This window comes from Streptomyces sp. NPDC002574 (assembly GCF_042889545.1).
Classification (GTDB): Bacteria; Actinomycetota; Actinomycetes; order Streptomycetales; family Streptomycetaceae; genus Actinacidiphila.
The window spans coordinates 233,112-259,242 of the sequence record NZ_JBIARB010000001.1 but is presented as its reverse complement, the minus strand read 5'-3'; the positions used below and the strand labels follow the sequence as shown (position 1 = coordinate 259,242).

26 protein-coding genes are annotated in these 26,131 nt (G+C 74.3%); 12 read left to right on the top strand and 14 right to left on the bottom strand.

The window, feature by feature from the left end; all coding sequences use genetic code 11:
• Positions 1-11: 11 nt before the first annotated feature.
• The 3 genes from ACFYXS_RS01260 to ACFYXS_RS01250 all read right to left on the bottom strand — a co-directional run bounded on the left by ACFYXS_RS01260 (position 12) and on the right by ACFYXS_RS01250 (position 2,097).
• On the bottom strand, positions 12-428 hold the full coding sequence (locus tag ACFYXS_RS01260) for a hypothetical protein (RefSeq protein ID WP_389242501.1): 417 nt from the start codon (positions 426-428) through the stop codon (positions 12-14).
• An 89-nt stretch (positions 429-517) separates the two neighbouring features.
• Complete coding sequence (locus tag ACFYXS_RS01255) at positions 518-1,753, bottom strand: glycoside hydrolase family 88 protein (protein ID WP_389242499.1); 1,236 nt, start codon at positions 1,751-1,753, stop codon at positions 518-520.
• A 185-nt stretch (positions 1,754-1,938) separates the two neighbouring features.
• A complete protein-coding gene (locus tag ACFYXS_RS01250) occupies positions 1,939-2,097 on the bottom strand; it encodes a hypothetical protein (RefSeq protein ID WP_319662679.1) in 159 nt (52 codons plus the stop codon).
• A 192-nt stretch (positions 2,098-2,289) separates the two neighbouring features.
• Between ACFYXS_RS01250 and ACFYXS_RS01245 the strand changes: the two genes are divergently transcribed.
• Entirely contained in the window at positions 2,290-3,204 is a 915-nt protein-coding gene (locus tag ACFYXS_RS01245; protein ID WP_389242497.1) for an NmrA family NAD(P)-binding protein, read from the top strand.
• 48 nt (positions 3,205-3,252) lie between these two features.
• Here ACFYXS_RS01245 and ACFYXS_RS01240 read toward each other — a convergent pair whose 3' ends face one another.
• The 4 genes from ACFYXS_RS01240 to ACFYXS_RS01225 form a co-directional block, all read right to left on the bottom strand.
• Positions 3,253-3,903: a hypothetical protein gene (locus ACFYXS_RS01240; RefSeq protein WP_389242495.1), complete on the bottom strand. Its 651-nt coding sequence runs from the start codon at positions 3,901-3,903 to the stop codon at positions 3,253-3,255.
• On the bottom strand, positions 3,900-5,615 hold the full coding sequence (locus ACFYXS_RS01235; RefSeq protein ID WP_389242493.1) for a PHP domain-containing protein: 1,716 nt from the start codon (positions 5,613-5,615) through the stop codon (positions 3,900-3,902). The genes ACFYXS_RS01240 and ACFYXS_RS01235 overlap by 4 nt, the downstream gene beginning before the upstream one ends.
• Positions 5,616-5,765: 150 nt before the next feature.
• A complete protein-coding gene (locus ACFYXS_RS01230; RefSeq protein ID WP_389243471.1) occupies positions 5,766-7,529 on the bottom strand; it encodes an ABC transporter ATP-binding protein in 1,764 nt (587 codons plus the stop codon).
• Between the two features lie 182 nt (positions 7,530-7,711).
• A complete protein-coding gene (locus ACFYXS_RS01225) occupies positions 7,712-8,368 on the bottom strand; it encodes a YoaK family protein (RefSeq protein WP_389242491.1) in 657 nt (218 codons plus the stop codon).
• A gap of 108 nt (positions 8,369-8,476) precedes the next feature.
• Here ACFYXS_RS01225 and ACFYXS_RS01220 point away from each other — a divergent pair, with 108 nt between their 5' ends.
• From ACFYXS_RS01220 to ACFYXS_RS01190, 7 genes are all read left to right on the top strand, one after another.
• The gene (locus tag ACFYXS_RS01220; RefSeq protein ID WP_389242489.1) at positions 8,477-9,508 is read left to right on the top strand and encodes a Dyp-type peroxidase; all 1,032 of its coding nucleotides are present in this window, start codon (positions 8,477-8,479) and stop codon (positions 9,506-9,508) included.
• The gene (locus ACFYXS_RS01215; RefSeq protein WP_389242487.1) at positions 9,505-10,311 is read left to right on the top strand and encodes a family 1 encapsulin nanocompartment shell protein; all 807 of its coding nucleotides are present in this window, start codon (positions 9,505-9,507) and stop codon (positions 10,309-10,311) included. Before ACFYXS_RS01220 ends, ACFYXS_RS01215 begins: the two co-directional genes overlap by 4 nt.
• A 28-nt stretch (positions 10,312-10,339) precedes the next feature.
• The gene (locus tag ACFYXS_RS01210) at positions 10,340-10,534 is read left to right on the top strand and encodes a hypothetical protein (RefSeq protein ID WP_389242485.1); all 195 of its coding nucleotides are present in this window, start codon (positions 10,340-10,342) and stop codon (positions 10,532-10,534) included.
• A 62-nt stretch (positions 10,535-10,596) separates the two neighbouring features.
• Complete coding sequence (locus ACFYXS_RS01205) at positions 10,597-11,055, top strand: SRPBCC family protein (RefSeq protein WP_389242483.1); 459 nt, start codon at positions 10,597-10,599, stop codon at positions 11,053-11,055.
• A gap of 100 nt (positions 11,056-11,155) precedes the next feature.
• Entirely contained in the window at positions 11,156-12,055 is a 900-nt protein-coding gene (locus tag ACFYXS_RS01200) for a cupin domain-containing protein (protein WP_389242481.1), read from the top strand.
• Positions 12,052-13,392, top strand: a complete 1,341-nt coding sequence (locus ACFYXS_RS01195; protein WP_389242479.1) for a beta-ketoacyl-[acyl-carrier-protein] synthase family protein — start codon at positions 12,052-12,054, stop codon at positions 13,390-13,392. Before ACFYXS_RS01200 ends, ACFYXS_RS01195 begins: the two co-directional genes overlap by 4 nt.
• Positions 13,389-14,627 carry a beta-ketoacyl synthase N-terminal-like domain-containing protein gene (locus tag ACFYXS_RS01190; protein WP_389242477.1) on the top strand — a complete coding sequence of 413 codons (1,239 nt, stop codon included), beginning with the start codon at positions 13,389-13,391 and terminating at the stop codon, positions 14,625-14,627. Before ACFYXS_RS01195 ends, ACFYXS_RS01190 begins: the two co-directional genes overlap by 4 nt.
• Positions 14,628-14,832: 205 nt before the next feature.
• On the opposite strand, the gene ACFYXS_RS01185 is transcribed toward ACFYXS_RS01190, so the two are convergent.
• Together ACFYXS_RS01185 and ACFYXS_RS01180 are read right to left on the bottom strand one after the other, a co-directional pair.
• Positions 14,833-15,144, bottom strand: a complete 312-nt coding sequence (locus ACFYXS_RS01185) for a chaplin (RefSeq protein WP_389242475.1) — start codon at positions 15,142-15,144, stop codon at positions 14,833-14,835.
• 292 nt (positions 15,145-15,436) lie between these two features.
• Positions 15,437-15,805, bottom strand: coding sequence for a chaplin (locus ACFYXS_RS01180; protein WP_389242473.1), 369 nt, complete (start codon positions 15,803-15,805; stop codon positions 15,437-15,439).
• A gap of 293 nt (positions 15,806-16,098) precedes the next feature.
• On the opposite strand from ACFYXS_RS01180, the gene ACFYXS_RS01175 reads away from it, so the two are divergent.
• Together ACFYXS_RS01175 and ACFYXS_RS01170 are read left to right on the top strand one after the other, a co-directional pair.
• The gene (locus ACFYXS_RS01175) at positions 16,099-16,875 is read left to right on the top strand and encodes an IclR family transcriptional regulator (RefSeq protein WP_389242471.1); all 777 of its coding nucleotides are present in this window, start codon (positions 16,099-16,101) and stop codon (positions 16,873-16,875) included.
• A complete protein-coding gene (locus tag ACFYXS_RS01170; protein ID WP_389242469.1) occupies positions 16,872-17,735 on the top strand; it encodes an SMP-30/gluconolactonase/LRE family protein in 864 nt (287 codons plus the stop codon). Before ACFYXS_RS01175 ends, ACFYXS_RS01170 begins: the two co-directional genes overlap by 4 nt.
• 198 nt (positions 17,736-17,933) lie before the next feature.
• Here the strand turns inward: ACFYXS_RS01170 and ACFYXS_RS01165 are convergent, their stop codons facing one another.
• The 3 genes from ACFYXS_RS01165 to ACFYXS_RS01155 are packed head-to-tail and all read right to left on the bottom strand — an operon-like array spanning position 17,934 to position 19,022.
• Positions 17,934-18,146 (bottom strand): hypothetical protein, encoded by a 213-nt coding sequence (locus ACFYXS_RS01165; RefSeq protein ID WP_389242467.1) that lies wholly within the window; start codon positions 18,144-18,146, stop codon positions 17,934-17,936.
• Between the two features lie 45 nt (positions 18,147-18,191).
• Entirely contained in the window at positions 18,192-18,548 is a 357-nt protein-coding gene (locus tag ACFYXS_RS01160; protein WP_389242465.1) for a hypothetical protein, read from the bottom strand.
• 45 nt (positions 18,549-18,593) lie between these two features.
• A complete protein-coding gene (locus tag ACFYXS_RS01155) occupies positions 18,594-19,022 on the bottom strand; it encodes a MarR family winged helix-turn-helix transcriptional regulator (RefSeq protein WP_389242462.1) in 429 nt (142 codons plus the stop codon).
• Positions 19,023-19,107: 85 nt separating this feature from the next.
• Between ACFYXS_RS01155 and ACFYXS_RS01150 the strand changes: the two genes are divergently transcribed.
• Positions 19,108-20,115: an NADP-dependent oxidoreductase gene (locus tag ACFYXS_RS01150; protein WP_389242460.1), complete on the top strand. Its 1,008-nt coding sequence runs from the start codon at positions 19,108-19,110 to the stop codon at positions 20,113-20,115.
• A gap of 217 nt (positions 20,116-20,332) precedes the next feature.
• Here the strand turns inward: ACFYXS_RS01150 and ACFYXS_RS01145 are convergent, their stop codons facing one another.
• Positions 20,333-20,983 carry a TetR/AcrR family transcriptional regulator gene (locus ACFYXS_RS01145; RefSeq protein ID WP_389242458.1) on the bottom strand — a complete coding sequence of 217 codons (651 nt, stop codon included), beginning with the start codon at positions 20,981-20,983 and terminating at the stop codon, positions 20,333-20,335.
• Between the two features lie 204 nt (positions 20,984-21,187).
• Here ACFYXS_RS01145 and ACFYXS_RS01140 point away from each other — a divergent pair, with 204 nt between their 5' ends.
• Positions 21,188-23,671 carry a glycoside hydrolase family 3 C-terminal domain-containing protein gene (locus tag ACFYXS_RS01140; protein ID WP_389242456.1) on the top strand — a complete coding sequence of 828 codons (2,484 nt, stop codon included), beginning with the start codon at positions 21,188-21,190 and terminating at the stop codon, positions 23,669-23,671.
• 404 nt (positions 23,672-24,075) lie between these two features.
• On the opposite strand, the gene ACFYXS_RS01135 is transcribed toward ACFYXS_RS01140, so the two are convergent.
• Positions 24,076-26,130 (bottom strand): glycoside hydrolase family 36 protein, encoded by a 2,055-nt coding sequence (locus tag ACFYXS_RS01135; protein ID WP_389242454.1) that lies wholly within the window; start codon positions 26,128-26,130, stop codon positions 24,076-24,078.
• Between the last annotated feature and the right edge of the window lies 1 nt (position 26,131).

The following is a 26,131-nucleotide window of genomic DNA, read 5'->3' as shown; positions in this document are numbered from 1 at the left end:
CGCGCGTGGGCTCACGACGTGCAAAGGGTCTTGCGCAGCGCCTCGTTGATGGCCTCGGCCTGCGCCTCGGTGACCTGGTGGCCGCCGCTGCCGAAGCGGGACCGGGCGGAGTCCACCGCGTTGCCGCCGCCGCTGAGGGTCGCGCACTGGTCGCGCGCGTTCGCGACGGCCTGGTCCGCGTCCTTGGCGAACGCCGGGTCGATCGCCTTCAACGCGGCCAGCAGGGCTGTGCGTTCGGTGCCGGTGGGCTCGTCCGGCATCAGGTCGGCGATGTCGGGCACCGGGGAGCCGGCGGCCGTGGGGGAGGACGTCGGGGCGGGTGCGGGGCCGGCCGCCGGCGTGCCGCTGTCGCCGCCGGACGTGCACGCGGTGAGCGCGAGCAGGAGGGCGGCGCCGGTGAGGACGGCGGCTGTGAGGTGAGTACGCATGCCCGGCATTGTGGCGGCGCCCGGGCGTACCTGGGCCGAGTCGGCGCATTCGTACCGGCGACGGTGCCGAACCCGGCCCCCGCCGGGCGTCAGACCGAGGAGAGGTCGATCGCGCGGTCGACGTCGTCGGGGCGCAGGACGCGGAGGATGCCCTCCAGGAGGTAGTAGTCGCCGTAGGGGACGGAGACCTCGATGCCGTCCTCGGCGGGGCGGTTGCGGGTGGCGCGGGCGAGGACGGCCTGGGCGCGGGTGGACCGGGTGGTGAGGCAGGTGGTGGCGAGGGCGGTGAGGATGCCCAGGGCGGCCTCGCGGTAGGAGGGGCGGCCGGTGGCGGCGGAGAGGTCGAGCAGGCCGCAGGCGAGCACGGCGCCGGCGGAGGAGTCCTTGACGTCGTACGGCTGCTGCGGCGCGAGGAAGTCCCAGACGGGGACGTTGTCGGGGGTGAGGGCGCCGAGCGCGTAGTCCGCCAGCTTCGTCGCCGTGGTGAGGAACTGGGCGTCGCCGGTGCGCCGGTGCATCGTGGTGAAGCCGTAGACGCCCCAGGCCTGGCCGCGGGACCAGCAGGAGGCCGCGCTGTAGCCCTGGACCGTGTTGGGGCCGACGGGGGCGCCGGTGGCCGGGTCGAAGTCGTAGACGTGCGGCGTGGAGCCGTCCGCGCGGGGGAAGTAGCGCTGGGCGGTGCGCGCATGGCCGACGGCGGCGTCGAGGTAGCGGGAGTCCCCGGTCTGCTCGGTGGCGAAGGTGAGCAGGTCGAGGTTCATCATCGTGTCCATGATGACGCGGCCCGCGTTGGCGGTGTCGTTCAGCGCGCCCCAGGCCCGGATGAACCGGCCCGTGCTGTTGTACCGCCTGACGAGCGAGGACGCCGCCTGGACCGCCCCGTCGCGCCACTTGGGGTCGCCGGTGAGCCGCCAGGCGGTGACCCACGAGGGGTAGAAGAGGAAGCCCAGGTCGTGGGTGCTGGTGTCGGTGCGGCGCGGGGCGAGCCGGTCGGCCGCGGCGAGGGCGAGGGAGCGGAACCGGGTGTCGCCGCTGTGCAGCCACGCCATCCACAGCGTGCCCGGCCAGAAGCCGCCGACCCAGTCGCCGTTGTCGGCGTAGGTCCACTTCTCGAACTTCGTGATGACGGGGAACGACGTGACGCCGGGGGCGACCGCCCGCAGCTTGGTCACGGCGTAGTCCGCCGCCGCGCGCAGGGTCTGCAGGGTCTCGGCCGGATCGGCGGCCCGGACCGGGGCAGCGGCCTGCGCGGGGGGCGTGAGTACGGTCGTCGCGGCCGCGGCGCCGGCCGCGGTGGTCAGCAGGTGTCGCCGGGAAATGCTCATGGGTGCCCGCCGTTTCGAGTGGGGGGACGGATCACGAAGAGGCGAGGCAAGGGTTGCACGGCGTTCACCGCGAAGTACATATACGTGGCACGAGTTTGTGTATGTGAACGATTGGGGCGGTCGACCGCCGGGACAGGGAGCCGCCGATGGCCGCGGCGCGCAACGGCGCCGCGGCCACCGGCGGTTCAGCGCGCTCCCGGCGCCCCGTCCGCGGCCTCGGCCGCGCCGTCCTCGCGGCCGGCGGCGTAGACGCGTTGCACGAACTCGGCGGCGGTCGCCTGGTCGAGGTCGTCGGTGAGGCGCATCAGTTCGGTGGTGAAACGGATGATCGGGTTCTGGGCCATGCGTACAGGAGACCGCGTCGACGGGCCTTCTGCCAATCGGCAATTCGCACGAATGTACGGGCCCCTGCCTGTGGAACCCCGCCCGTGGAACCCCGCCGGTCCGGGACACTCCCGCGCTCGCCGTTGCCGGTCGGCGCGGGGTGCGGCTGCGATCCTGTGGTTTCCGCACCCCCCACGGAAGAGGAGCAGGCGATGCCCGGCAAGCCGAGGATTCTCGTGACCGGTGCCGCGGGGAACGTGGGAGGCGTCGGCCGCTCCGCGGTCGAGGTCCTGCGGGACCGCGGGTTCCCCGTGCGCGCGTTCGTCCGCCGTGAGGACGACCGCGCCGAGGCGCTGCGGGCGATCGGGGCCGAGGTGTTCGTCGGGGACCTGACCAGCACCGCGGACGTGGCCGAGGCGGTGCGCGACTGCACGCGGATGTACTTCGGGATGAGCGTGTCGGCGCAGTACCTGCAGGCCGCGCTGGTCGCCACGGCCGTCGCCCGCTCCTTCGGCCGGCTCGACGTGCTGGTCAACATGTCGCAGATGACGGTCTCCCAGATGGACCTCACCGGCGGTTCGGACTCCCGCCAGCACCGGCAGCAGTGGCTGGTGGAGCAGGCCATGAACTGGTCCGGGGTCCCCGTCACCCACGTCCGGCCGACCGTCTTCATGGAGAACCCGCTCCTCCTGAGCGCCGGGTTCGGCTCGATCACCCGGGACGGCACGATCCGGCTGCCCTTCGGCTCCGGACGCACCTCGCCCATCATGGGGCGTGACGTCGGGGAGGCGGTCGCGGCGATCCTGGAGGACCCGGCGCCGCACATCGGGCGGGTCCGCGAGCTGACGGGGGCGGTCTCCCGGGACATGGACGCGATCGCGGCGGAGTTCTCCGAGGTGCTCGGTCGGCCCGTCCGGTACGTCGACGTGCCCTACGAGGAGTGGGTCGAGACGGACCTGGGCGCGCTCGGGCTCCCGGAGCACGTCCAGCAGCATCTGTCCGTCATGGCGCGCCTGCACGCGGAGAACCGCTACGACCGGGTGACCGACGACCTGGAGCAGATCATCGGCCGTCCGGCGTCCGGCGTCCGTGAACTCGTCGCGGCGCACCCGGAGGTCTTCGCCTGACGCGTGCCCCGCCCCGCCCCGGCCGGGGCCGGGACGGGGCAGGCGTACTCAGTGGTCGGCGCAGCAGGGCGTCGGGTTGGGCACCTCGAAGGGGGCGAGGCGCCCGTCGACGGCCGGCACCAGCGGCAGCACCAGCCGGCTGGCGCGCCACTCCGGCCTGACGTGGTCCCTGGTGAGGACCTCGACGGCGGGCGCGGGGCGCTCGTCCGCCGGGGAGCCGAGGACCGGGAGCCCGGTGATCGGGGTGTGCGCGAGCACGTCGGCCACCGTGACCGTGCCGGTGAGGAGTTCCACACCGGGGTAGACCACGGCGCGGCCGCCGGTACGGGCGGCGGCCTCCTCCGCGGCCTGCGCGGCGGCGGCGGCGAGCGGGGCCGGACCGTGGCTGCGGCCGGCCAGGTGCACGCCCCACGGCCCCGGTCCCGCCGGGTCGTGCTCCGTCGTGTCCGCCCCGGCCGCCCCGTCCGGCGCGGTCAGGGCACGCCAGGCCGCCTCGGCTGCCTCGGCCGCCTTGTTCACGTCCCCGTCCGGCAGGGTGAAGGACACCGCCGTGTGCGGGGTGCCGGTGCGGATGAAGTGGGTGCAGGCGACCGTGCCCGCGGGAAGGCCGAGCCGGTCCACCAGACGGTGGATCAGGTGGTCGGCCTCCCGCAGGGAGGCGGTTCCGGCGTCGACGCCGAGTACCGTGCCGTACGTCACGCGGGCAGCACCCAGATCGGGTTGGTGTAGAACCACAGGTCGCGCCACGGGTCGGCGTCGCCCACGACGTCGATGGCCGGACCGTGCGGGTCCACCGCGGCGCCATTCAGGCCGACGGCGCTGCGGTTGCCGTCCGTACCGCGCAGGCGGACGTACAGCGGGCGGTCGACGCGGCCCAGCGACCAGCGCAGGCGCACCGAGCCCATGGACTGGTTGACCTCGAAGGACGTCACGACCTTGGTGTTGGGCGCCGCGAAGGCGTCCTTGTCCGAGGCGCGGCCGGTGACGTCGCCCTGGATGACGTCGACGCGGGCGAGCGTCGGCACGAACTGCGCCCAGTTGGGGCCGTTCGCCAGGTCGATCTCCATGATCAGGTCGACCTTGTCGCCGCGGCGGATGCGCAGCATGCCACCGAGGGTCTGCTCCTCGCCGCCGGCCTTCAGGCGGGCGTTGAGACCGCTGATCAGGCCGCCGTGGTCGACCCAGACCCGGCCGTCGCGGATGCCGTCCATCACCGCGCGGTAGGAGAAGCTGACGGCGCCGACGTGGGTGCGGCTGTACTGGCCGGGCCAGAAGTCGCCGTCGGTGAGGTTGAGCGCGCCGCCGTAGACCGGGTCGTTGTACTTGCCGTTGGCGTTGAAGTCGCTGCCCGGGCCGCGCACCGCGTTGTCCGCGTACACGTTGTGGGAGTCGGAGTTGGCGGTGATCCACCACGGCTTGCCCTCGGCGAGCAGGCTGTCCCAGAGGCCGCCGACGGTGGAGGTCATCCAGTCGAAGCCGCCCCAGGTGCGGTAGCTGTCCAGGGGGTAGCCGCCCCAGGACTGGGCGCTCGGGCTGTTGTCGTACCCGCCTCGGCCCGAGCCGGGACCCTGCGGGGCGCGGATGCCGGTGGCCTGGTGGCCGGGGGCGCCCTCCATGCCGACCGCGATCGTCGGCTGGGCGTCGCGCCAGGCACGGATCTCGTGCGGGGAGTCCAGGCCCTTGCGGGCCGGGTGGTTGGCCAGGAACAGCGCGTCGCGGACCCGGCGCTGGTCGACCGCGTCGGCGAGGAAGTTCAGGCCAGCGATGGCCAGCGCCTCGTTCGCCGGGGTGTTGTCGGTGGCGCCCTTGACCGCGCCGTCGAAGGAGTTCTCGAACTCCTTGAGCACGGCGACCTCGTTGTCCCCGGGGTGCACGAAGACGGTGCCGTGCTCGGCCGCCGGGATGTTCCACTCCAGGCCCTGGAAGACCAGGGTGTCCTCGATCTCGTCGCGGGCGGCGACGATGTCGGGGTTGACCTTCTCCACACCGATCTTGGCGTGCTGCTCGCTGCCGTGGTCGGTGATGACCATCCAGTCCAGGCCGTTGCCGTTGGCGTGCCGGACGTGGTCGACGACGCGGTACTTCGCGTCCGAGCTGTACTGGGTGTGGATGTGGTGGTCACCGGCCAGCCACAGGAAGTCGCCGTTCCAGGTGCCGCTGCGGCCGGTCTTGGCGTCCGCGAAGGCGGGGGTCGCGCCGGTGGCGGCGCCGGCGAGCACGCTGCTCGCGGCCAGGCCCGCGCCGAGCAGGCCGGTACGCCGCAGCATCCCGCGGCGGGACAGCTGGTTCGGCGTCAGTTCCTCGTCGGGGACGGACATGTCCAACGCGGGCGGCAGCGACTGCGAGGCGTCGCCGTGCTCGTGGTGGTGTCCGTGGCTGTGGTCGTGTCCGTGGTGGTGGCCGTGGCCCATGTCGTTTCGCTCCTTGCTCTGAGCGCCGGTCCGCGCTGATAGGAGACGTGCAGGAAGAGAGCCTGCGGAGGCTGGATGAATTCTTCGGACCGGTGAGGTGGAGCACAGAGTTACGCCGCATGTGATCCGGGTCGCTTGTTCCGGAACGTGTCAGTTCGCCGCGGTCAGGAACTGAGTGGCCGCCAGTTCCGCGTACAGCGGTTCCCCTGCGACGAGTTGGGCGTGCGTGCCGACCGCGCGCACCGTGCCGGCGTCCATCACGACGATGCGGTCGGCCATGGTCACGGTGGACAGCCGGTGCGCCACCACCAGCACCGTGGTGGTGCGGGCGACGTCGGCCACGGTGTCCCGCAGCGCCGCCTCGTTGACCGCGTCGAGCTGCGAGGTGGCCTCGTCCAGGAGCAGCAGGCGGGGACGGCGCAGCAGCGCCCGGGCGATGGCGACGCGCTGCCGCTCGCCGCCGGACAGCTTGGTGCCGCGATGACCGACGAGGGTGTCCAGGCCGTCGGGGAGCCGGGCGACGAGGCCGTCCAGACGGGTGGTGCGCACGGCCTCGCGCAGCGCGTCAGCGGTGGCGTCGGGCGCGCCGAGCAGCAGGTTGTCGCGCAGGCTGCCGGACAGGACGGGGGCGTCCTGCTCCACGTAGCCGATGGCGGCGCGCATCGTGGCCAGGTCCCAGTCGCGCACGTCCCGGCCGTCGAGGAGGACCCGTCCGGCGTCCGGCTCGTAGAAGCGCTCGATGAGGGAGAAGACGGTGGTCTTGCCCGCCCCGGAAGGGCCCACGAAGGCGGTCATGCCGCGCGGTGGCACGTCGAAGGTCACGCCGTGGTGGACCGGCGGCAGGTCCGGGGCGTAGCGGAACACCACGTCGAGGAAGGCGACCGAGGCCGGCGGCGCGCCGGGGTCCGGCGCCGCGGCGGGCGGCACGGCGGGCTCCACGGGCAGTGCCTGCGCCTCCTGGATGCGGGCCACGGCGGCGGCGCCGACCTGGTACTCGTTCGCCGCGCCCACCAGTTGGTTGATCGGCGCGATCAGGTAGAAGACGTACATCAGGAAGGCGATCAGCGTGCTGACGCCGATCGCCCCGGACGCCACCCGTGCCCCGCCCACCGCGAGCACCGTCAGGAACGCGACCTGGCCGGCCAGGCCCGCGGTGTTCCCGGCCAGGGCGCCCCACTTGGCGGCCCGCAGACCGGCCTCCCAGGACTCGTGCGCGGCGGCGTGGATCCGGGCCTCCTCGCGGTGCTCGGCGCCGGAGGCCTTGACGGTGCGCAGTGCGCCGAGCATCCGCTCCAGGGCGGCGCCCATCCGGCCGACGGACTCCTGCGCCTGCTTCCCGGCCCGGTTGATGCGCGGGACGAGCAGCCCGATGACGGCGGCGGCGAACAGCAGCACGCCCAGGGTCACGGCCAGCAGCACCAGGTCCTGGAGTCCCATCATCACCAGCGTGGCCAGCAGGGTGAGGCTGCCGGTGAGGGCGCCGAGCAGGGAGTCGGTGGTGACCGAGTGCAGCAGCGTCGTGTCGGCGGTGACGCGCGACATCAGGTCCCCCGGCTCTGACCGGTCCACCGCCGGGACGCGCAGGCGCAGCAGGTGCGAGGCCAGGCGGCGGCGCGCGGTCAGCACGACGGACTCGCCGGTGCGGCGCAGTACGTAGGAACCCACCGCCCCGATCACGGAGTTGGCCGCGACCAGACAGGTCATCAGCAGCAGTGCCGTGGTCACCGGCCGGTCCTGGCCGAGGTCGTCCACCAGGCGCTTCGCGGCGAGCGGGAGCAGCAGACCGGTGGCGCCGGTGACCAGGCTCAAGGTGCCGCCGAGCACCAGCCACCCGCGGTACGGGCGCACGTACCCGGCGAGCACCCGCCAGGTCGGCGACGGCCGTTCGGAGGACGGCTCCGCGGCCTTGCCCACCGGGGAGCGGGATATGGCCCCGCCGTTCGCTGCCTCGTCCACGGTGATTCCCTCGCTACGGCCCGGACTCGGGCGCGACCGGTGATCGGGCACGAGTATCGCGCCCGTGCGCCGTGCCCCCGGGGGCAGGGTCGGTCCCGGCGCCCGGCGGGCGGGCCGCCGCGTCAGCCGCCCGGCCGGGGTCACTTCTCGGCGGCCGCGGCCGTCACGGCGACCGCCAGGGCGCAGCCCGCCGCCGCGGCGATCGCGGCGGCCGGGCTCACGTGGAGCACGACGAGGGCGCCGATCGCGGCCCCGGCGATCAGCGCGACGACGCTGAGCGCCTGCCGCGCGGCCAGCGGGCGGGGATGCCTGGGGGCGCCGGCGTCGCTGACCAGGGCGACCAGGGTGCGGGTCATCACGGAAGTCGTCAGGCCGCCGATGCCCAGCCGTCCCGCCATGGCGTTCTGCATGCCCAGCGCGACCGCGCAGATCGCGACCAGGGCGTCGTGCGGCACGCCCACCGCCGACAGCGCCGCCGCCGTGCCGAGCAGCACGGTCTCGCAGCCCGCCCCGACGCGCACCAGTGCCAACGGCGCGTCCAGCCGCCCCACCGTCGAGCGGCAGAGCAGGATGCCGGCGACGAATCCGCCGAGGGCCACCACGGAGGTGACGACGGAGAAGCCGGAGACGCCCGCCATGCCGAGGCTGACGAAGACGAGATTGCCGGTCATGTTGGCCACGAACACATGGCCCAGGCCGATGATGCTCACCGCGTCGATCAGCCCGCTCAGCACGGTGAGGACGAGCAGCAGCGCGGGGAGCAGGCGTCCCGTCCCGGTGGCCGGTCCACCGCCCATGTCCGCCGCCCTCCGCCGATGTCGCGCCGTTTCCCGGTCAGGATGCACCGTGCAAGCGGTGGGAGCAGACTGGTGCGTGGCCGATCAGGGGTACGAAGGAGCGTGGCGATGGCGGAACCGTCCCCGGAGGCGCTGTCGCAGCCGGTGCTCAGCCCTCTCACGACCTCCGCCATCTTCCTCGTGGTCACCGTCGACGACGGGGGCGAGGACACCGTCCGCGATCTGCTGGAGGACCTCTCCGGTCTGCGGCGCTCGGTCGGCTTCGGCTCGCCGGGCGGCAGGCTCAGCGTCGTGGCGGGGATCGGCTCGCAGGTCTGGGACCGGCTCTTCGACGGTCCGCGGCCGGCCTCCCTGCACCCGTTCGAGGAGCTGACCGGGCCCCTCCACCGCGCCCCCGCCACCCCCGGCGACCTGCTCTTCCACATCCGGGCGACCCGGCAGGACCTGTGCTTCGGGCTGGCCGCGCAGATCATGGAGCGCCTGCGCGGTTCGGTGACGGTCCGCGACGAGGTGCACGGCTTCACCTACCTCGACGTGCGCGACCTGCTCGGCTTCGTCGACGGCACGGAGAACCCGGTCGGCCTCGAGGCGACCGCGGCCGTCCTGATCGGCGAGGAGGATCCCGGCTTCGCCGGCGGCAGCTATGTGATCGTGCAGAAGTACCTGCACGACATGGACGCCTGGAACGCGCTGACGGTCGAGCAGCAGGAGCTGGTCATCGGCCGGAGCAAGATGGGCAACATCGAGATGGACGACGACGCCAAGCCCGCCGACTCCCACGTCGCCCGCACCACGGTCGTCGACGCGGACGGCACCGAGCGGCAGATCCTCCGCGACAACATGCCCTTCGGGGCGGTCGGGAGCGGCGAGTTCGGGACGTACTTCATCGGCTACGCGCGCACCCCGCAGGTCACCGAGACCATGCTGCGCAGGATGTTCCTCGGCGACGACGAGGCGTCCCACGACCGCATCCTGGACTTCTCCACCGCCGTGACCGGCACCCTCTTCTTCGCCCCGCCCGCGGCCTTCCTCGACGACCTGCCCGACCCGCCCGCCCCGGCGGACACGGCGGTGCCCGCGCCCGTACCGGCCCCGCAGTCGCTGGGGATCGGAGACCTCCGGAAGGCGGCCACGCCATGAACAACCTGCACCGAGAACTCGCCCCGATCTCCGGCGCGGCCTGGGCGGACCTGGAGGACGAGGCGCGGCGCACCTTCGAGCGCCATGTCGCTGGCCGCCGGATCGTGGACGTCCCCGAGGCGGCGGGCGCCGAACTGGCCGCGGTGACGACGGGTCACCTGGACGACGTGGAACCGCCCGCGCCGGACGTCGTGGCGCACATCCGCCGCTCGCAGCCGGTCGTCGAGCTGCGCGTGCCGTTCACCGTCGACCGCCGCCAGGTGGACGACGTCGAGCGCGGCGCCAAGGACGCGGACTGGCAGCCGGTCAAGGACGCCGCGCGCCGCATGGCCTTCACCGAGGACCGGGCGATCTTCGAGGGCTACGCGGCGGCGGGCATCGACGGCATCCGCGCGAGCGCGTCGAACCCCCCGCTCACCTTGCCGGAGGACGTGCGCGACTACCCCGAGGCCGTCAGCCAGGCCGTCTCCGCGCTCCGCCTCGCCGGTGTCGGCGGCCCCTACACGCTGGCGCTCAGCGCGGAGGCGTACACCGCCGTCAACGAGACGTCCCACTACGGCTATCCCATCCAGACCCACCTGGCCCGCGTCCTGGACGGCGAGATCGTCTGGGCCCCCGCGATCGACGGGGCCTTCCTGCTCTCGACGCGCGGCGGCGACTTCGAACTGCGCCTCGGCTCCGACGTGGCCATCGGCTACCTGTCGCACGACGACACGAGCGTCCGGCTGTACTTCCAGGAGACGCTGGCCTTCCTGGTGCACACCGCCGAGGCCGCGGTCGCCCTCGCCCCGGCCACCGCGTAGCCCGGCCGGTACCGGGTAACGGACCGATATGACCGGAAAGCACAGGAAAACCTCGCTCTGGCCGCACCGCCACCCCGAGCGCCACGAGGAACACACCCGTCACGCGGCCACCCCGCCCACCGCCGCCCCCACCCGCGCGGGCGCCGCCGGGGACGCCGGTCCGCCGCCCCTCGTCCCCGGCACCCATGTCGACGGCAGTCAGGCCCCCCACCACCGCGCCTGAAACGGCCCCCCCTCTGCGAGGATCGCCGGTGCCGACGCACCGCGCGTCCAAGGGGGTTGAGGGTGCCGTCCACCGAACTCACGCACGTCTTCCGGATCGCCGCGCCGCCTCGGGAGGTCTACGACCACCTGAGGGAGCCGGAGCACTACATAGGCCTGTCGCCGCTCGTGGTCGCCGTCCGCGACGTGCGCCGCGACGGCGACGGCACAGTGCGCTACACCGCCGTCGAGCGCTTCAGGTTCCTCGGCCTGCGCCACGACAACGCCATCGACGTCACCATCAGCGCCGATCCGGCGGGCCTGCCGGACGCCGCCGCGATCAGCGGCGAGGTGCGCAGCCCCGGCCGGGTCCGCATGGGCTACCGCTTCGCCGTCGCGGGCGACGGGACCGGCAGCGTCGTCACCGACGTGCTGCGCCTGCGCACCCCTCCCGGCCTGCTGCGTTTCGCCGCGTCCCAGGCGGCCGCCGTGCAGCGGGCGCGGGCCCAGGTGCTGGCCGAACGCCTGGCGCGGCGCGCCTGACGGCCGTACGGGTGGACCGGGCCGGGAGCGCGTGACACGTTCCGTCACCGGGGGGACCGTTTGTGTGATCATTCGCCGTCCTTCTGGAGGAACCCCCACGATGAGCGCGCACACGGAGAACGAGATCGTCATCGACGCGCCGCTGCAGTACGTCTGGTTGCGGACGAACGACGTCGCCGCCTGGCCCTCGCTCTTCAGCGAGTACGCGGCGGCCGACGTCATCGCGCAGGAGGGCGACACCGTGCGCTTCCGGCTGACGATGCACCCGGACGAGAAGGGCCGCGTCTGGTCGTGGGTCTCGGAGCGCACCGCCGACCCGGCGACGCGCACCGTGCGGGCGCGGCGGGTGGAGACCGGCCCGTTCGAGTTCATGAACATCTTTTGGCAGTACGAGGAACTCGGGCCGGAGAGCACGCGGTTGCGCTGGGTGCAGGACTTCCGGATGAAGGCGGACGCGCCGGTCGACGACGAGGGCATGCGGCAGCGCATCAACGGCAACTCCAAGGTGCAGATGCAGCTCATCAAGGAGCGCCTGGAGTCCCGCCGCACCCGGCCGGTCGGCACCCTGGACGTACCGGCCGACACGCGCCGCGGCGGGGACATCCGCACCCTGCTGGCGACCGGCTCGGTCGGGACGACGGACGGCTTCTGCGGCATGGTCACGGTCGGCCCCGGCGAGGCGGTGGCCGAGCACTACCACCCGTACTCGCAGGAGTACCTGGTCGTCGTGGAGGGCGAGTTGCGGGTCGACCTCGACGGCGTGCCGCGCAGCGTCGCCGCCAACGAGGCGCTGCTCATCCCGCGCGAGGTGCGGCACCGCGTGGTGAACGCCTCCGGGACGGTCGGCCGCGCGGTGTTCTTCCTCAGCCCGCTGGCTCCCCGCCCCGACCTCGGCCACGTGAACACCGAGAGCCGCGAGGACGCGGCCGCCGTGGCCCAGGCCGCGGTCACCGAGTCCGGCGGTCCCTCGGGACCGGGCCGCGAACTGGTCGACCGGTGACCGGACGCCCGGCCGTGCGCCGCGTCGTGGTCACCGGCGTCGGCGCGGTCGCGCCCGGCGGCGCCGGACGGGAGGCGTTCTGGCGGCGGATCGTCGGAGGGCAGCCGGCGGTCCGCCGGATCAGCCGCTTCGACGCCTCCGGCTACCGCTCGCAGATCGCCGCCGAAGCCGACTTCGACCCGGTCGCGGCCGGGCTCACCCCGCAGGAGGTGCGCCGCAACGCCCGCTTCGCACAGTTCGCCCTGGTCGCCGCCGCGGAGGCGCTCGCCGACAGCGGGATCACGCCGGAGCACGAGGACACCGACCGGATCGGGGTCTGCCTCGGCACCGCCGCGGGCGCCACCGCCACCCTGGAGGAGGAGTACGCGGTCGCCAGCGACGGCGGCCGCGACTGGGAGGTGCACGCCGAATACGGCGTCCCGTTCCTCCACCGGGCGATGCACCCCTCCTCGGCGGCGGCCGAACTGTCGCTGCGCTACGGGTTGCACGGCCCCTCGGTCGTGGTCTCCACCGGCTGCACCTCGGGCATCGACGCGATCGGCCACGCCTTCCAGACACTGCGCGACGGCGAGGCCGACGTGGTGCTCGCGGGCGCCGGCGACGCGCCCATCTCACCGGTCACGGTGGCCTGCTTCGACGCGGTCCGCGCCACGACCGACTTCGACGGCGACCCCGAGCGGGCGTCCACCGCCTTCGACGCGCGCCGCAGCGGCTTCGTCCTCGGCGAGGGCGGCGCCGTGCTCGTCCTGGAGGAGATGGAGCGTGCCGTGGCGCGCGGCGCCGCCGTCTACTGCGAGGTGCGCGGCTACGACAACCGGGCCAACGCCTACCACATGACCGGGCTGCGCCCCGACGGCTACGAGCTGAGCGAGGCCATCATCACCGCCATGTCCGAGGCCGGCATCTCCCCCGAGGAACTGGACTACATCAGCGCCCACGGCTCCGGCACCGCGCAGAACGACCGCCACGAGACCGCCGCCTACAAGCGGGCCCTCGGCGACCACGCGCGGAAGGTGGCGATCAGCTCCATCAAGTCGGTCATCGGCCACTCCCTGGGCGCGATCGGCGCCCTGGAGACGGCCGCCTGCGCCCTGGCCATCAGCCGCGGCAAGATCCCGCCGACCGCGAACCTGGTCCACCCCGACCCGCTGTGCGACCTGGACTACACCCCCGTCTTCGCCCGCGACCAGCGGGTGCGGCACGCGCTGTCGGTCGGCAGCGGCTTCGGCGGCTTCCAGTCGGCGATGATCTTCTCCGCCCTGGACGCGGACGAGGACCGGGGCGCCGCCGACGCCCGCCGCGTGGACGAGGCGGACCACCGGGGGGCGGCGGCATGACCACGCGCGCGGTCCTCAGCGGCATCGGCGTGATCGCCCCCACCGGCATCGGCACCGGCCCGTACTGGCGGGCCACCCTGGCCGGGCGCAACGGCCTGCGCCCGCTGGGCCGGCCCGACGCCCGCCGCTCCCCGGTCGCGGTGGCCGGCGAGATCACCGGCTTCGACGCGGGGGAGTGGATCGGCGACCGGCTGCGGGCGCAGACCGACCGGTGGACCTGGTTCGCGCTGGCCGCCGCCGAGATGGCGCTGACCGACGCCGCCCTCAAGCCGGCCGACCACCCCCCGTTCCATCTGTCGGTGGTCACCGCAGGCGGCTCGGGAGGCAACGAGTACGGGCAGCGCGAGCTGCACCACCTGCTGGCCGGGCGGGCCGGCAGGACGAGCGCCCGTCAGCCGGCGGCGTCCTTCTACGCGGCCAGCACCGGACAGATCTCCATCCGGCACGGGTTCACCGGCGGCTGCGGGGTCGTCGCCTCGGACGGGGCCGGCGGGCTCGACGCCCTGAAGCAGGCGTGGCGGCTGCTGCGCCGCGGCAGCAAGGCGGTGCTCGTCGGCGGCACGGAGGCGCCGCTGTCCCCGTACGCGCTGGCCTGCCAGGCGACCCTGCCGACCGTGCACCGGGGCGCCGACCCCGAGCGCGCCTACCTGCCGTTCAGCCCGGAGGCCTCCGGCTTCGTGCCCGGCGAGGGCGGCGCGCTGATGGTGCTGGAGGAGAAGGCGTACGCCGCGGAACGCGGCCGGCTCGCCTACGCCGAACTGCTGGGGCACGCCGCCACGCACGACGCGTACCACCACACCCTGCCCGCGCCCGACGGCGTGCAGCTGGCGCGGGCGGTCACCACCGCCCTGGAACAGGCCGGGCGCGAGCCGCGGGACGTGGACGTGGTCTTCGCCGACGGCGCGGGCGACCTGGAAGGGGACGCGGCCGAGGCCGCCGCCCTGCACCGGGTCTTCGGCGACCGGCTGGCCGAGCTGCCGCTGACGGTGCCCAAGGCGGCGGTCGGCCGGCTCGTCTCGGGCGCGGGCGCGCTCGACGCCGCCACCGCCGCGCTGGCCCTGCGCACCGGCCTGGTCCCGCCCACCCGCGGCGGGGACGAGCGGACCTGCCGGGAGCGGTACGGGCTGCGCCTGATCACCCGCTGGCACCGGCCGGAGCTGCTGCGCACGGCGCTGGTGGTGGCGCGCGGCACGGGCGGCTTCAACAGCGCGGTCGTGCTGGGCGCGCTGGAGTGACACCCGCGGTGGACCCCCGGCACGACGACGGCCGCCCCACGAGTGCGGGGCGGCCGTAGCCAGGGGTTCGCCGATGGTGCGCGTACCCGTGGCCGTGGACGTCGGAGGCCTGGGCGAGGGGCGCGAGGGCCGCGGCGCTGCCGGTGGCGGGGACGAACAGGGTCGCACGGGAGGGTGCGCGGGCGCCCCGGCGAGGGCGCTGCCGTCAGTCGTTGAGGCAGACGTTCCCGACGGTCGGGTTGACCAGCGAGAGCAGGACGTTGACGCCGTTGCCGCACACGTTGACCGGGATGTTGACCGGGACCTGGATCGCGTTGCCGCTGAGCACACCCGGGGAGCCGATCGCCGCGCCGTCCGCGTGCGCACCGCCGCGGCCGAAGCCGCCGTAACCGCCGCCGTAGCCACCGCCGCCGTAACCGCCGCCGTAACCGCCGTCGGCGAGGGCGCCGCCCGCGCTGCCGAGGACCGCGGCGCCCGCCGCGACGGTCAGGACCGCTGCCTTCGAAAAACGCTTCACGAGCTGTTCCTTTCATCGATCACTGCATGCCGACTGGTCAACGAAGCCCCCGTGCCGTCGGATGCGGAGCGTCACCCGGATAGCGGTCCGGGGCGGACGGGGCGGAAATATCAGCCCATGAGCGAGGTCTGAGCAGGAGTCGGTTCGTGGTGATCGTCAAGGGAGCCCTCAGGTGCCCCGGTTCTCGTGGCGCCCCTCGCGGCAACGCCGTGTGACACGACGGCCGGACGCGACGACGAGGCCGCCGGAGGAGTCCTCCGGCGGCCTCGGGTCGGGGTGGTGTGCGGCTGCGTCAGCTGTTGATGCAGACGTTGCCGGCCGTCGGGTTCAGCAGCGCGATGATGCCGATGCCGTTGCCGCAGACATTGATCGGGATGTTGATCGGCACCTGGACGACGTTGCCGCTCAGGATGCCGGGCGAGCCGATGGCGGCCGCCCGCGCGTGGGCACCGCCGCCGCGGCCGAAGCCGCCGAAGCCGTTGCCGTAGCCACCGCCGTGGCCGAAGCCACCGCCGTAGCCACCGCCGTGGCCAAAGTTGCGGCCGTTGCCGCCGTAACCGCCGCGGCTGTCGTTGCCACCGGCGACAGCGGCCGTGGCTGCGCCGAAAACGGTGACCCCGGCGACGATGGTCGAAATGGCGGCCTTGGTGAAGCGGTTCACTTTTATTCCCTTCGGATCGGTCCGACAGTGAACGTCGTGACCGAATCAACGCCCGCTGATGTCCGGAGATGCGAACGATCACCCATATAGTCCCATCAGATAAGCACACTGGGTGATGGGTCGTCAGGTTCGACAGTCGTTCGGACGTGCCCCGGGTGTCGCGTCTGCGTGATGCGCGGCCATTGCCCGGTGCGCCCGGCGCGGATACGCTGCGTTCGCGATACCGATCGCTTTTCGGAATATCGAACGGCCGGATACGGCTGTGAACGTCCGCCCGGAGAGAGCGAGCAGAGATGGGACGTCTCGTACCCGCCGTGACCAGAGCGCTGGACATCCTGGAGCTCTTCCTCGAGGGTGACGGCACGATGTCCGCGCCGGAGATCACCCGCAGGCTGGGACTCCCGCGCACCACGGTGCACGAGCTGGTGACCACGCTGGCCGCGCGCAACTACCTCGTCCCGCAACCGGGGCACGCCGGCCGCTACCGGCTCGGGGTGCGCACGTACCAGCTGGGCAGCCGCTACGCCGAGCAGCTGGACCTGGCCGCCGAGGGGCAGCAGGTGGCCCGCTCCGTCGCCGAGACCTGCGACGAGACGGTGCACGTGGCGGTCCTGGAGGGCACCGACGTGATCTACATCGCCAAGGTCGACAGCACCCACGCGGTGCGGATGGTCTCCGCGGCGGGCCGCCGGCTGCCCGCGCACTGCACCTCGGTCGGCAAGATGCTGCTCGCCGCGCTGCCCGCGGCCGCGCTCGACGAGCGCTTCCCCGACGACCGGCCGCTGACGGCGATGACCTCGCACAGCATCACCTCGCCGCACGAACTCCGCCGCCAGCTGGACCTGGTGCGCGAGCGCGGCATCGCCGTCGAGCAGCGCGAGTCCAACCCGGACGTCTCCTGCGTGGCCGCCCCGGTGCGGGACTCCGCCGGGCAGGTGGTGGCGGCGCTCAGCATCTCCGTGCCGATGGTCCGCTGGAGCGACGAGCGCCTGACGGAGCTGGAGGCGCTGGCGGGCAAGGGCGCCGCCGAGCTCTCCGAACGCCTGGGCCACCGCGGCGGCCTGCGGTGACCGGCGTCGAACTCGCGCTCCCCGCACGGGCGTCGCTCGGCGAGGGTCCCACATGGGACCCGGCCGCCGCCCGGCTGGTCTGGGTGGACATCCTCGCCTGCCGCGTGCACTGGTACGACCCGCTGGGCGGCCGGACCTCGGTCATGGCGACCGGGCAGCACGTCGGCGCCGCCAAACCGCGCGCGGGCGGCGGCATCGTGGTCAACCTCCGTGACGGCGTGGCGGTGTACGACGCCGACGGCGCCTTCCGCTGGCTGCACCGCGAGCCCGTCCCCGGCCGGCGGGCCAACGACGCCGCGGTGGACGCCTCCGGAACCCTGTGGGCCGGCACCATGCGCTACGACGAGGCACCCGGCGGCGGGACGCTGTCCCGGGTGGCCCCGGACGGCACGGTCGAACCGGTCCTGGACGACGTGGCCGTCAGCAACGGGACCGACTGGAGCCCCGACGGCTCGCTCATGTACTACGTCGACAGCCCCACCCGCCGGATCGACGTCTTCGACGTGGACCCCGACACCGGACTGGTGCGCAAGCGGCGCCCGTTCGCGGCGGTCGAAGAGGGCGCGGGCTTCCCCGACGGGCTCACCGTGGACGCCGACGGCTGCGTCTGGGTGGCGCTGTGGGACGGGGCCGCGGTACGCCGCTACACCCCGCGCGGCGTCCTGGACCGGGTGGTCGAGGTGCCCGTGCGGCGGCCGACGGCCTGCGCCTTCGGCGGGCCGCAGCTCACCGATCTCTACATCACCTCGGCCCGGACCGGCCTGGGGGAGCGGGAGCTGTCCGCACGGCCGCTGGCCGGGGCGCTGCTGGTGCTGCCGGGGGCCGGGCAGGGCATGCCCGAAGTGCCGTATGCGGGCTGATTGGGGCGGGATTCGGGGCTGATCGGGTTCCTAAACCCGCATGTCCCGGCTTTCACAGAGGTTTCACTTGTTCGACGAACGACTCATGTGTACGTCGTACCGGTGCCTCACATACGCTGCCCGGACGATGGACTACTGCGCAGCCTGCCGACGGCACATCAACGGCGCCCTGTCTTGCCCGGGGTGCGGAACGCCCGCTCACCAGCTCGGGGAGAAGGGTTCCGCGGACGTGCCCGCGGCGCAGACGGCGTCCGCCGACACCGAGGCCATGGAGAGCGTCGCACCCGGCAGGGCCGAACGCCGCCGCGCGGCTGCCCGTGACGGCGCCCCGCGCCGCTCCCGCAGCCGCACCCGCAGCATCCGCACCCGGCGCAAGTCCCGGCTGCTGGTGGGCACCCTGGTCGGCGCCACGATCGTGTTGGTCGGCTGGAGCGTCGCGGAACTGCCGCTGGCCGGCTACGTCACCGGTGACCGGACGCAGTCCGCCGGTTCCGACGAAGTCCCCAGCCCGAGCGCCTCACCGGGCGCGACGTCCTCGGCCCACGCCTCCACGTCGGCGAGCGCCCCCGCCAGACCGGCGTCCGACGCCTCCGGTTCGGCCTCGGCCAGTGCCAGCGACTCGACGTCACCGAGCCCCTCGGCCAGTGACAAGCAGTCCACCACCGCGACCGCTTCCGGCGCGGTCAGCCAGGCCCCGGTCAGCTCCGGCCCGCCGGCCTCGCCCGGCGGCGGTTCGGGGTCCTCCAGCCCGGCCTCGGACCCGACCACCAGCGCTCCGCCGCCCCCGCCGTCGACGCCGACACCGAGGCCCACCTGCACCCGCTTCCTGTGGTGGTGCAGCTGACGGGTCCCCGCCCGTCACATCGGCCGGCCGGCCATCCGCCTGAGCAGGTCGCGCAGCGTCGCCCGCTCGTCCGCCGAGAGTGCGGCCAGCGGTTCGCGTGCGAAGTCCAGTGAGCCGCGCAGCTGTCCCGCGGTGTCCTCGCCCGCGGCGGTGGCGGCCGCGAGCCTGACCCGCCGGTCGGCCGGGTCCGTGCGCCGCTCCACCAGGCCCTGCGCCTCCAGGCGGTCCACGATGCCCGTCACATTCGACGGCTCGCACTTCAGCCGTGCCGCTATGCCGCGCATCGGCAGCGGGTCGCGGGCGAGCAGCGTCAGCACACGCGCCTGGGCGCCGGTGAGCCGGTGGGCGGCGGCGGCCTCCTCGTACTCCTCGTGATAGCGCGCCACGACGGTGGCGATGAGGTCGACGACCTCCACGGTCAGCGGATCGGTGCGGCGTGGCATGGCCCCAGGCTACCTGTTGCTTGACATCATCAAACATCCAGGTACATGGTTGGTTGAGAACCTAAAGCTTTTGGAGGCGTTACCCATGCCGCAGAGCCGTGAATGGCACCTGGTCTCCCGCCCGCACGGGTGGCCGAAGCCGGAGGACTTCGCGCTGCGCGAGACCGAGGTCGGCGAGCCCGGCCCCGGGCAGGTCCTGGTCCGCAACCTGTACGTGTCCGTGGACCCGTACATGCGCGGCAGGATGAACGACGCGAAGTCGTACGCGGAGCCGTACCGGCTGGACAAGCCCATGCAGGGCGCCGCGGTCGGCCGGGTCGTCGCCTCCGGCGCCGAGGGCTTCGCCGTCGGCGACCACGTGCTGCACTTCCTCGGCTGGCGCGAGTACGCCCTCGTCGACGTCAAGTCCGCGGTCAAGGTCGACCCGGATCTCGCGCCGCTGAGCACCTACCTCGGCGCGCTCGGCATGACCGGCCTGACCGCCTACGCGGGTCTGCTGCGGGTCGCGGAGCTCAAGGAGGGCGACGTCGTCTTCGTCTCCGGCGCGGCCGGCGCGGTCGGCAGCCAGGTGGGCCAGATCGCCAAGCTCAAGGGCGCCTCGCGGGTCATCGGCAGCGCCGGCTCGGACGAGAAGGTCAAGCTGCTCACCGAGGAGTACGGCTTCGACGCCGCCTTCAACTACAAGAACGGCCCGGTGGCGGAGCAGTTGGCCGCCGCCGCCCCCGACGGCATCGACGTCTACTTCGACAACGTCGGCGGTGAGCACCTGGAGGCCGCCATCGGCGCCCTCAACCTGCGCGGCCGGGTGGCCGTCTGCGGCATGATCGCGATCTACAACGCCACCGAGCCCGCCCCCGGCCCGCGCAACCTGGCCCGCCTCATCCAGAACCGGCTGCGCATCGAGGGCTTCCTCGTCGGCGACCACTACGACCTGCAGCCGCAGTTCGTCCAGGAGGTCGGCGGCTGGATCCGCGAGGGCAAGCTGCGCTACCGCGAGACCGTCGTGGACGGCATCGAGAACAATCTGGAGGCCTTCCTCGGTGTCCTGCGCGGCGACAACACCGGCAAGATGCTGGTCCGCCTGCCCGAGTAGGCCGGTTCCCGGCCGGTGTCCAGGGGCGCGCTCCCGCGGGGGCGCGCCCCTGGTGCCGTGGTGGCGGGTGGCAATGCCCCGCCGTGACCGCCAGGTTCAGGGTCTGCCCGGCCGCCTGGGTCACAGGGCGCTACCGGGCTGTCGGGCGAGGCCGGTACGTGGGGTTCGCCATGGCGTGTGCCTCCCCTGGCCCCGAGGGGCGAGGTCGTGCACCACTTCATGATCCGGGCGGACCCGCCCGCTGGGCGCTCCCCGGCGTCCCGTCCGCCGAGCGGGGCGCGGTCAGCAGGGCGACGAAGTCGCGGAAGGCGGCGGGCATGCCGACCGCTTCCGGGTCGTGGAGCCACTGCGTCTGCAGGCCGTCCATCACGGCGACGAGCAGGGGCGCGGCCTGCTCGGGGGTGAGGCCGCCGGGCAGGACGTCGCCGTACTCGCTGCGCAGCGACTGGGCCGCCCACTCGCGCACCCGCGCGTAGCGCTCCTTGAAGTACCCGCTCGCGGGATGGTCCTCGGTGACGCTGTCGCCGGCGAGGACGGTGAAGACCTGGACGACTCCCGGCCGCGTCGCGTTGTACTCGACCAGGCCGGCGATCATCTCCAGCGGCCAGGCGGTGCCGTGCAGCGCCGCCGAGGCCATGTCCCACTGGTCGCGCGCGTCCAGCACCGCGATCAGCAGCGCCTCCTTGGTCGGGAAGTAGTGCAGCAGGCCCTGCTGGGTCAGACCGACCCGCTCGGCCACGGCCGCCAGCGAGGCACCCCGGTAGCCGCGTTCCGCGATCACCCCGAGGGCGGCCTGGACGATCTCGGCCCTGCGGCCCGCGCCGCGGGTCGCGCGCCCGAGGCCCCGCCCGTGGTCGTTGGCTGTCACGACGGCGAGCCTAACCGGGCCGTGGCGGGCCCGAGTAACGGGCGGGTGACGACACCTACCGATCATCAGGGAGGAGGGCCAGGATGGCGGGGCACGTGGCACGAGGAGGGGCCGCCGCGTACCGGCCGGCGCGGTGCCGCGGCCGGAACGGGCCGGCCCCGTGGCAAGGCGACGACAACCGTCCCCGACATGGGAGTTGACCCGATGACCGACACCGAGCGCGCGGCCGCCGTGGAGCAGGCCCTCGGCAAGCTCGACCTCGACACCAAGGCACGGCTGCTGGCCGGGCAGGACATGTGGTCGCTGCCCGCGGTCCCCGAGATCGGACTGGGTTCGCTGGTCATGTCGGACGGGCCCATCGGCGTACGGGGCGTGCGCTCCACCGCCGACGACCCGTCCGTCGCACTGCCCAGCCCCACCGCCCTCGCCGCCGCCTGGGACCCCGATCTCGCCCGCCGCACCGGGCGGCTGCTCGCCCAGGAGGCCCGCCGCAAGGGCGTGCACGTGCTGCTCGCGCCCACGGTCAACCTGCACCGGTCGCCGCTGGGCGGACGGCACTTCGAGGCGTACTCCGAGGACCCGTACCTGACCGGCGAGATCGGGACCGGCTACGTCGCCGGGGTCCAGGACGGCGGTGTCGGCACCACCGTCAAGCACTTCGTGGCCAACGACGCCGAGACCGACCGCTTCACCGTCGACAACGTCATCGGCGAACGCGCCCTGCGGGAGCTCTACCTCGCCCCCTTCGAGGCCATCGTCAAGAACGCCCGCCCCTGGGGCGTCATGGCCGCCTACAACGGGGTCAACGGCTCGACGATGACCGAGCACCGCAGGCTCCAGAACGAGGTGCTGCGCGACGGATGGGGCTTCGACGGCTTCGTCGTCTCGGACTGGATGGCCGCCCGCGACACCGTCGCGGCCATCACCGGGGGCCTCGACGTGGCCATGCCCGGCCCACGCACCGTGTACGGCGAGGCGCTCGCCCAGGCGGTACGGGACGGGCGGGTCGAGGAGTCCGTCGTCGACGACGCCGTGCGCCGCGTGCTGCTGCTCGCCGCCCGCGCCGGACTGCTGGAGGGCGTGCCCGCCGCGGTGCCCGCGGGGGCGCTGCCGGCCGCCGTCGACGGCGGGGCGCTGGCCCGGGAGATCGCGCGGCGCTCGTTCGTCCTGCTGCGCAACGAGCCGCGCGACGGACGCCCCGTGCTGCCGCTCGACCCCGCTCGCCTTCGCCGCGTGGCCCTGATCGGTGCCGCCGCGCGCGACGCCCGCGTCCTCGGTGGCGGTTCCGCCCACGTCTTCCCCACCCACGTCGTCTCCCCGCTGGACGGGCTGCGCGCCGCGCTCCCCGCGGGCACCGCGCTGACGTACGCCGTCGGCGCCGACCCCAGCGACGAACCGGCCGCCGCGGAACAGGGGTTCGCGCTGCGCGCGCTGTGCAGGGACGCCGCGGGACAGCCGCTGGGGGAGACCGCCCTGCCGAGCGGCCAGGTGCAGTGGATGGGCGGCGACCTGCCCGCCGGCGTCACCTACGACGCGCTGCACTCCGTCGAGGTCACCGGCACCTTCACCCCGCGCGAGAGCGGCGCCCACCACTTCGGCACCCGCGGGCTCGGCGGCTTCCGGCTGGTCGTCGCGGACACGGTCGTCTTCGACGGCGTGCAGGAGATGGGCCAGGAGAGCGACCCGTTCGAGGCGTTCTTCGGCTCGCCCCTCGACCGCGGGACGGTCGAACTGGAGGCGGGCGTCACCGTCGCGGTCTCCCTCGCGTACGACGTCTTCAAGATCGAGGACATGCCGATCGAGGCGGTCGCGTTCTCCCTCGTCCACGGCGGACCGCGGCGCGACCCGGACGAGCTGATCGCGGAGGCGGTCGCGGCCGCCCGCGACGCCGAGGTCGCGGTCGTGGTCGTCGCCACCACCGAACGGGTCGAGAGCGAGGGCTTCGACCGCGGTGACCTGCGGCTGCCGGGGCGTCAGGACGACCTCGTGCACGCGGTCGCCGCGGCCAACCCGCGCACGGTCGTCGTGGTCAACTCCGGTGCCCCCGTGGAGCTGCCGTGGCGCGCGGAGGTCGCGGCAGTGCTGCTCGGCTGGTTCCCCGGGCAGGAGGCCGGCGCAGCCCTGGCCGACGTCCTGCTCGGCGCGGAGGAGCCCGGCGGGCGGCTGCCCACCACCTGGCCGGCGAGGCTCGCCGACGCCCCGGTCACCCGGGTCGAGCCGCGGGAGGGCGTCCTGGCCTACGAGGAGGGCGTCTACATCGGCTACCGGGCCTGGGACCGGTCGGACGTCGCCCCGGCGTACGCCTTCGGACACGGGCTCGGCTATACCGACTGGGAGTACGACGGCGCCGGTTACGAGACCGACGGCGACCCGGACACGCTGGGCGTCGTGACGGTGCGCCTGCGCAACGCCGGGGCCCGCGCGGGCCGCGAGGTCGTCCAGGTCTACCTGGCGGTCCCCGAGGACGACACCGCCGACCGGCCGCGCCGCGTCCTCGCCGGCTTCCTCTCCTTGGAACTGCCCGCGGGCGGCACCACGGAGGTCCGCGTACCGCTGTCCCGGCGGGCCGCCCGCACCTGGGACGAGACCGCCGGCGCCTGGCGCACCCCGCCCGGCACCTACACCGCGGAGATCGGCCGCAGCCTTCTCGACCGCAGGCTCACGGTGCCGGTGTCCGTGACGGGCTGAGGCCTGCGGGGTCGCCCCCGTCCCCGGGGAGGCAGTTTCCGCTTCCCCGGGGCCGGGGGATGCCTGTCCGGCCCGGGCCCAACGGTCCGTTGTCCGGGGCCGGTTGGGACGTGCGCGAAGCGCCGCCGGGCAGACGGCCGGCCTCCTCGGCGCGGCGGTGCGTGCCGGACGGCGGGAACGCCGGTTCGGGCCCGGCTTCGTGGAACCGCTCGCGGGCGCCGCTGAGGCGCGCCCGCCGCCCGGTGCTTACGCCGCCGGGGCCGGTCACGGCCTGGCGCACGGCGTGAGTGCCGGACCGCGGAGGGACGGCTGCCGCGAGGCACGCCGGGCACGGCATGTGCACCGTGCCCGATCGCCGGCCGGAGGCTCCCGGGGAGGCGGCGACCGCCTCCCCGGGTGAGCCGTCAGTGACGGGTGGCCGACAGGAGGGCCACCGCGCCCGCCCAGGGGCCCGGGTGGTGCCAGCGGAGACGGGCTCCGGCCAGGGAGAGCGGGGCACCGAAGGGGGTGAGCGCGGCGTCGACGGTCCACAGGCCCTCGGGGAGGACCAGGCCCGCGGAGTCCCCGGGGTCGGCGAAGGTGTGCAGGACGGCGAGGGCACGCAGACCGTCCGGGGAGACGCGGAGCACGGACTGGCAGCCCGTGGCGTTGCCCGCGGCGTCGGCGGCGCGCGTGCCGCCGTGCAGGGAGATCCCGTCCGCTATGACGGGGGCCGCGCGCTCGTACAGCGCCAGCGCCCGCCGCACCAGTGCCCAGCGGGCCGCGTCCAGCCGGGCGGGGTCGCCGGACAGGGACATCCGGCCCAGGAAGCCCGCGGCGAGGCGGGAGACCAGGGTGCGGTCGTCGTCCTGCTCCCCGAGCTCCACCGGGACCAGGGACTGCCGGGGCAGCAGCACGCGGTGCAGGTTCGCCGCGACGACGGGGATCTCCCGCGCGTCGACGGCGCCCGTCCCGTACGACAGCGCGGTGACCGCGGTGTACGCGGGGGTGACGCGTCGCCCGCCGCCCGCGCGGTTCTCGATCACGAGGTCCGGCAGGCGCGCGGCGAGCGCCCGGAGGAAGTCGACGGCGGCCTCGCCCAGTTGACGGGACGTCTCGCCGTCGGCCGCCAGGTCCGCGCCGCAGTCGACGGTCAGGTACCCGAAGTCCCGCAGCACCGCCGTCATCCGGTCGACCAGCGGTTCCGCCACCTCCGGGCGGCGCAGGTCCAGCAGACGCCGTCCGGCGACCGCGGCGGGCGTCCCCTCGCCGGGGAGGTGGGCGACGTGCCCGTCCTCGGCGCCGTACCGCTTGGACAGTTCGCCGGTGGTCTCCGGCTCCCACCACAGGCCGGGTACGAACCCGCGCTCCCGCAGCGCCCCGGCCGTCGCGGCGAGGCCGTCGGGGAAGCGGGCGGCACTGGGCTCCCAGTCGCCGTGGGTGCGGTCCGCGTCGGTGCCGGGGTCGCCGTACCAGCCGGGGCCGAGCGTGACGTGGCGGACGGGCGTGCCCGCGAGCCGGTCGGCCAGTGCGAGCACCCGGTCGTGGGACGGGTCGTCCACGGTGAAGCCGACGGGCAGGGAGGGTTCCGCGCCCGGGCGCGGATGCCCGGACTGCGCGGAGGTCAGCCGGTGGCAGAGCTCGTCGAGGCCGCCGCGCACCACGGACAGCACCGCCTCCGGGGCGTGCAGGCTGCCGCCCGGCGGCAGCGCAAGGCGCCATCCGCCGAAGCCGGCGTCGGCCGGGCCGCCGCCGATGGCCAGCTCCGCACCGGAGCGCAGCAGTTCCATCTGCCACGGCCCCGACGCGGCCAGCTGGACGCCCCACACGACGCCCGCCACGGTGTCCTCCACGGCCAGGAACGGAAGCCATCCCACGACCGGCAGCAGCCCCGTGGCCCCGAACCGCTCCGCCACCGTGCCGGCCGCGCCGTCCCGGGGCCGCTCCAGGCCGAGTCGTTCGACGGTCTCGGAGACCAGCCGGGCCTCGGCCCCGCGGGCGCAGCGCAGGCGGTGCACGACGTGGCGCCCGGGTTCCGGGTCCCCCGCCCCGCCCTCTCCGGGATCCCCGGCGAACACGGTGAGGCCGCCGAGGGTGAACGAGCTCAGCAGTTCCAGCGTCAGCGGCCGGTCGCCCTCGTTGACCGCGCTCGTACGGACCCGGACGAAGCCGTCGCCCCGCACCACCCGGTGGCGCAGGACGAGTCCGTCGTCCGTGGCCAGTTCGGTGGTGACGACGTCGTCCGCGGCCTCGTGCGCGCGCTCGCGCAGCGAGGACGCCGTCGCCCCGCGCCGCAACGTGCGCGCGGCCGCGTACGGTTCGGTCACCGCGTCGCCGGCGCGCGCGGCCGTGGCCAGTGGCTCACCGGCCCGGCCGTCGCCTGGGAGGGCCCCCGCCGCGAGCGCGGTGGGAAGGAGCTCCAGCGCCCGCACACCTCGGTCGGCGGGACAGCGGACGGTCAGGTCTCCCCATGCGTACACA

Excerpts from the sequence above, each read along its gene's own strand:
- ACFYXS_RS01260 (WP_389242501.1), bottom strand. The coding sequence starts at position 428 with ATGCGTACTCACCTCACAGCCGCCGTCCTCACCGGCGCCGCCCTCCTG.
- ACFYXS_RS01255 (WP_389242499.1), bottom strand. The coding sequence starts at position 1,753 with ATGAGCATTTCCCGGCGACACCTGCTGACCACCGCGGCCGGCGCCGCG.
- ACFYXS_RS01250 (WP_319662679.1), bottom strand. The coding sequence starts at position 2,097 with ATGGCCCAGAACCCGATCATCCGTTTCACCACCGAACTGATGCGCCTC.
- ACFYXS_RS01245 (WP_389242497.1), top strand. The coding sequence starts at position 2,290 with ATGCCCGGCAAGCCGAGGATTCTCGTGACCGGTGCCGCGGGGAACGTG.
- ACFYXS_RS01235 (WP_389242493.1), bottom strand. The coding sequence starts at position 5,615 with ATGGGCCACGGCCACCACCACGGACACGACCACAGCCACGGACACCAC.
- ACFYXS_RS01225 (WP_389242491.1), bottom strand. The coding sequence starts at position 8,368 with ATGGGCGGTGGACCGGCCACCGGGACGGGACGCCTGCTCCCCGCGCTG.
- ACFYXS_RS01220 (WP_389242489.1), top strand. The coding sequence starts at position 8,477 with ATGGCGGAACCGTCCCCGGAGGCGCTGTCGCAGCCGGTGCTCAGCCCT.
- ACFYXS_RS01215 (WP_389242487.1), top strand. The coding sequence starts at position 9,505 with ATGAACAACCTGCACCGAGAACTCGCCCCGATCTCCGGCGCGGCCTGG.
- ACFYXS_RS01210 (WP_389242485.1), top strand. The coding sequence starts at position 10,340 with ATGACCGGAAAGCACAGGAAAACCTCGCTCTGGCCGCACCGCCACCCC.
- ACFYXS_RS01200 (WP_389242481.1), top strand. The coding sequence starts at position 11,156 with ATGAGCGCGCACACGGAGAACGAGATCGTCATCGACGCGCCGCTGCAG.
- ACFYXS_RS01190 (WP_389242477.1), top strand. The coding sequence starts at position 13,389 with ATGACCACGCGCGCGGTCCTCAGCGGCATCGGCGTGATCGCCCCCACC.
- ACFYXS_RS01175 (WP_389242471.1), top strand. The coding sequence starts at position 16,099 with ATGGGACGTCTCGTACCCGCCGTGACCAGAGCGCTGGACATCCTGGAG.
- ACFYXS_RS01155 (WP_389242462.1), bottom strand. The coding sequence starts at position 19,022 with ATGCCACGCCGCACCGATCCGCTGACCGTGGAGGTCGTCGACCTCATC.
- ACFYXS_RS01150 (WP_389242460.1), top strand. The coding sequence starts at position 19,108 with ATGCCGCAGAGCCGTGAATGGCACCTGGTCTCCCGCCCGCACGGGTGG.
- ACFYXS_RS01140 (WP_389242456.1), top strand. The coding sequence starts at position 21,188 with ATGACCGACACCGAGCGCGCGGCCGCCGTGGAGCAGGCCCTCGGCAAG.